Source organism: Longimicrobium sp. (assembly GCF_036280135.1).
Lineage (GTDB): Bacteria > Gemmatimonadota > Gemmatimonadetes > Longimicrobiales > Longimicrobiaceae > Longimicrobium.
The window spans coordinates 1-5051 of the sequence record NZ_DASURI010000561.1; the positions used below are offsets into that span (position 1 = coordinate 1).

1 protein-coding gene is annotated in these 5051 nt (G+C 73.8%); it reads right to left on the reverse strand.

Annotated features, from left to right (window positions below):
- Nucleotides 1-4965, reverse strand: a 4965-nt coding sequence (locus VFZ20_RS18160) for a non-ribosomal peptide synthetase (protein ID WP_329685340.1), incomplete at its 3' end; no start/stop codon positions are given.
- Nucleotides 4966-5051 lie beyond the last annotated feature (86 nt).

A 5051-nucleotide genomic window follows, 5' to 3' on the forward strand; every position in this document is an offset into this window, starting at 1 on the left:
GGGATAGGCGGGGTCCAGGACGAGGAAGGCGGCGCCGGCCCGCAGCGTCCCCAGCAGGGCGCGGACGAGGGCGGCGCTCCGGTGGCCGTGGATGGCGACCACGTCGCCGGGGCGCACGCCGCCCGCCACCAGCCGCCGCGCGATCTCACTGGCGTCCGCGTCCAGCTCGCCGTACGTCCAGCGCTCCGCCGGGTCCTCCACGGCCAGCGCGTGCGGGGCGCGGGCCGCGTGCGCGGCGAAGATCGCGGGGACGCTTCCCCGCCACGCGGGGGACAGCGGCAGCGCGGGGTCCGGCAGAACGGAGCGCGCCGAATCGGTCAGCAGCGACAGGGTGCCGATGGGGCGCTCCACGTCCTCCGCCGCCTGCCGCAGGACGCCCGTGAGCTGCGCCAGCATCTCGCGGACGCGCGGGGCGTCGAAGAGCGCGACGTTGTAGACCAAGTGCAGGGCGATGGCGCCGCCGGGGGCCTCGCCCGCGTACAGCGTCATGTCGAACTTGCTGGGCACTTCGCCGCCCGTGCCCAGGGGATGCACCTCCAGCCCCGGGAGGGACACGTCGCCCCCCTCGAAGTTGGACAGGTTGAGCATCACCTGGAAGATGGGCGTGTGTGAAAGGGAGCGCTCCGGGTGCACCTCCTCCAGGATGCGCTCGAACGGCAGGTCCTGGTGCGCGTACGCCTCCAGCGTGGTCTCGCGGACGCGGCGCAGCAGCTCGCGAAAGCTCGGCTGGCCGGAAAGGTCCGTCCGCAGGGCCAGCGAGTTGAGGAACAGGCCCATGAGCCCTTCCGTTTCGCGCCGCGTGCGCCCCGCGATGGGGGTGCCGATCACGACGTCCTCCTGCCCCGCCAGCCGGCCCAGCACCACGTCCAGGGCGGCGAGGAGCACCATGAACAGCGTGGCGCCCTCGCGGCGCGCCAGCCCCAGCACGGCGGTGGCCTCGCCGCCTTCCAGCACGGCGAGCTCGGCGGCGCCGGCGTACGTCTGCACGGCGGGGCGCGCGCGGTCCGTGGGCAGCTCCAGCAGGGGCGGCGCGCCGGCCAGCTTGCGCCGCCAGTAGCCCAGCTGCGCCTCGAGCACGTCGCCCCGCAGCCACTCGCGCTGCCAGACGGCCACGTCGCCGTACTGGAGGGGCAGCTCCGGCAGGGGCGACGCCTGGCCGGCCGCAAAGGCGCCGTACAGCGCCGACAGCTCGTTCCACAGCACGCCCGTGGACCAGCCGTCGCTGATGACGTGGTGAAGGTTCACGAACAGCAGGTGCTCGTCGTCCGCCATGCGGACGAGGGCCACCCGCCAGAGCGGCCCGGCGGCCAGGTCGAACGGGGCCGTGGCGGCCTCGTCCGAGAGGCGCCGGGCCTCTTCGTGCCGCTCCTCTTCGGCCAGGTGCGACAGGTCGTGCAGGGGCAGCTCCACGGGCGCGAACGGAGCGATGCGCTGTACCGGCACGTCGTTCACCAGGGGCAGCGTCGTGCGCAGCACCTCGTGCCGGCGCGCCACCTCGCCAAACGCGCGGCGCAGGGCCGCCTCGTCCAGCGGTCCGCGGAGAAAGTACTGGAACGGCATGTGGTAGACGGGGCTGCCCGGCTCCAGCCGATCCACGAACCACAGCCGCTCCTGGGCAAAGCTCAGGGGCAGGTCGCCGTCGCGGGGGGCGGGGCGGATGGGTGGCGCCTCCGTTCCGGCGCTGGCCCGAAGCAGGCGGTCCACCTCTTCCGCGAACGCCTCCAGCACGGGACGCTCGAAGACGGCGCGCACGGGCACCTCCACGCCGAAGTCCGCGCGGACGCGGGAGATGACGCGCGTGGCCAGCAACGAATGGCCGCCCAGCTCGAAAAAGCCGTCCGACGCGCCCACGCGCTCGGCGCCCAGCAGCTCGGCCCAGATCGCCGCAAGCACCTCTTCCGTGGGCGTGCGGGGCGCCGCGTACGCGGCGCCAGCCGCCTCCGCCGCGTCCGGCTCGGGGAGGGCGCGGCGGTCCACCTTGCCGTTTCGCGTCAGCGGCAGGCGCTCCAGGGGGACGAACGCGGACGGCACCATGTACTCGGGAAGGTGCGCCAGCAGGTGCGCGCGCAGCTCCGCCGTCGAGACACTGTCGGCCACCGTCCAGGCCACGAGCCGCCGGTCGTCCGCGCCGCCGCGGGCCAGGACGACGGCCTCGCGCACGGCCGGGTGCTCCAGCAGCACGGACTCGATCTCGCCCAGCTCGATGCGAAAGCCGCGCACCTTGACCTGGTCGTCCGCGCGGCCCCAGAACTCCAGCGAGCCGTCCGCCCGGCGCCGCGCCAGGTCACCGGAGCGGTACAGCCGCGCGGCCGCGTCCGTCCCGAACGGATCGGGGACAAAGCGCTGCGACGTGAGCTCCGGGCGCCCCAGGTACCCGCGCGCCACCCCCGCGCCGCCCACGTGCATCTCGCCCACGAGGCCGATGGGGACGGGCTGACCCCGGCCGTCCAGCAGGTGCACGGACAGGTCGGGGATGGGGACGCCGATGGGCGACGACGATCCCGCGCGCACGTCCGCCTCGCGGATCACGCGATACGTGACGTGCACGGTCGTCTCCGTGATGCCGTACATGTTGACGAGCCGCGGCTGCTCGTCCCCGCGGCGCGCCACCCAGCCGCGCAGCGACGCGGGGTCCAGCGCCTCGCCGCCGAAGACGACGTGGCGCAGGGCAAGGTCCGCCGTGCCGCCCGCCTCCTCGTCCGCGCGGATGAGCTGGCGGAACGCGGAGGGCGTCTGGTTAAGCACCGTGACGCGCTCGGACTCCAGCAGTCCCAAAAAGCGCGCGGGGTCGCGGCTCACGTCATAGGGGACGACGACCAGGCGGCCGCCGTACAGCAGCGCGCCCCACAGCTCCCACACGGAAAAGTCGAACGCGTACGAGTGAAAGAGCGTCCACACGTCCCCCGCGCCGAATCCGAACCAGTCGTCCGTGGCCGTGAAGAGGCGAATGACGCTGGCGTGCGTCACCTGCACGCCCTTGGGCCGGCCGGTGGATCCGGAGGTGTAGATGACGTACGCCAGCGCGTCCGGCCCCGGCTCCACGGGGACGAACGTGACCGCTTCGGATCCATCCGCCTCGCCCTCGTCCATCCGCACCTGCTGGACCTCCGCAGGCAGGCGATGCGCCGCGTCCGCCGTGGTGACGACCAGGCGCGCGCCGGAATCGTCCAGCATGTACGCCAGCCGGTCGTCGGGGTAGGCGGGGTCCAGGGGCAGGTAGGCCGCGCCCGCCTTGAGGATGCCCAGGATGCCGACGACGGTCTCCAGCGAGCGCTCCACGCACAGGCCCACGAGCACGTCCGGCCCCGCGCCGCGCGCGGCCAGGCGCCGCGCCAGCGCGTCCGCCCGTGTGTCCAGCTCCGCGTACGAAAGGGTGCGCTCCCCAAAGGTCACCGCCGGCGCGTCCGGCGTGCGGGCCGCCCGTGTCGCGAAGCGGGCGTGCAGCGTCTCCGTGACGGGAAACGATGCCGTGGCGGCGCCCATGCGGATCACCTCCGCGCGCTCCGCGTCCGACAGCAGGGACAGCTCGGCGATGGGCCGGTCGGGGTCGGCGAGGGCGCCGGCGAGCAGCACCTCGAAGTGGCGCGCCAGGCGCTCCACCGTCTCGCGGTCATAGAGGTCCGTGGCGTACTCGATCCCCGCCACCACGCGTTCCAGGGTCATCCCCACGGAGAACGTGAGGTCGAACTTGCTGGCGCCCACCTCCTGGCGAACCCCCTCCACGAGCCCCTCGCTCTCCGGGGGCTGGCCGGGCCGGGTGGCGCTGACGGTGTCCGCGTAGGCCAAAAAGACGGTCTGCACCAGGGGTGACCAGGCCAGGCTGCGCTCGGGGCTCAGCTCTTCCACCAGCCGCTCGAACGGCAGCTCCTGGTGCGCGAAGGCGCCCAGCACGTGCGCGCGGACGCGCTGCACCAGCTCGCGAAAGGTGGGGTTGCCCGTCAGGTCGCCCCGCAAGGCCAGCGTGTTGGCAAAGAACCCGATGAGCGGCTCCACGTCGCGCGTGTCGCGGCCGGCGATGGCCGTGCCCACCAGCAGGTCATCCGTGCCGGCGTAGCGGCCCAGCAGCACCTGGAACGCGGCCAGCAGCACCATGAAGGGCGTGGCCACCTCGGCCAGGGCCAGCTCCTGCACGCCCGGGACGACCGCCGCGTCCAGGTCCACGGACGCGAACCCGCCGGCCCCGCTGGCCACGGCCGGCCGCGGACGGTCCGTGGGCAGCTCCAGCAGGTGCGGCGCGCCGTCCAGCTCGCCGCGCCACCACGCCAGCATCTCCGACAGGGCGTCGCCCGACAGCCGCTCGCGCTGGCGCCGCGCGTGCTGGCCGAACGAGATGGAAAGGGGCGGCACGCGGGGCGGGCTGCCGTCCTCGTACGAGATGACGAACGCCGTGAGCTCGCGCCAGAACACGTCCATGCTCCACCCGTCACTGACGATGTGGTGCACGTTGACGAGGATGGCCACGTCCGCCGGGCCCATGCGGACCACGCGCGCGCGGAACGGCGGCCCCCGCTCCAGGTCGAACGGGGCGCCTGCGTCGTCGTTGGCGATGCGCAGCAGGGCCGCCTCACGCTCCGATGGGGACAGGTGCGCGAGGTCGTCGATGGGGACGGGGACGGGCTGATACGGCTCCACCACCTGCACGGACTCGTCGCCGCGCTGCTCGAAGCGGGTGCGCAGGGCACCGTGGCGCCGGACGACGTCGTTGATGGCGCGGCCCACGTACTCCGGGCTCAGCGCGTCGCGGATGCGCAGGGCGGCCGGCATGTTGTAGGCGGTGCCGCCGGGCGCCATCCGCTCCAGCATCCACAGGCGCTGCTGGGCGAACGAGAGCGGGTACTCGCCCGTGTCCTCGGCGGTGGGGGGCGGCGGGGCGGCCTCGCCCGCCTTGCGCTTTTGCAGGCGCTGCGCGAGCAGGCGGCGCTGCTCCGGGGTCAGTTCGTCCAGCCGGCTGGTGGTCTTGCTCATCCGATGCCTTCAAGGCCGCGGGCAAACGGCGCCCGTGGCAGGTGGTGTGTCGTCTCGGCGCGGCATCCGCATCTGCCACCGCACCT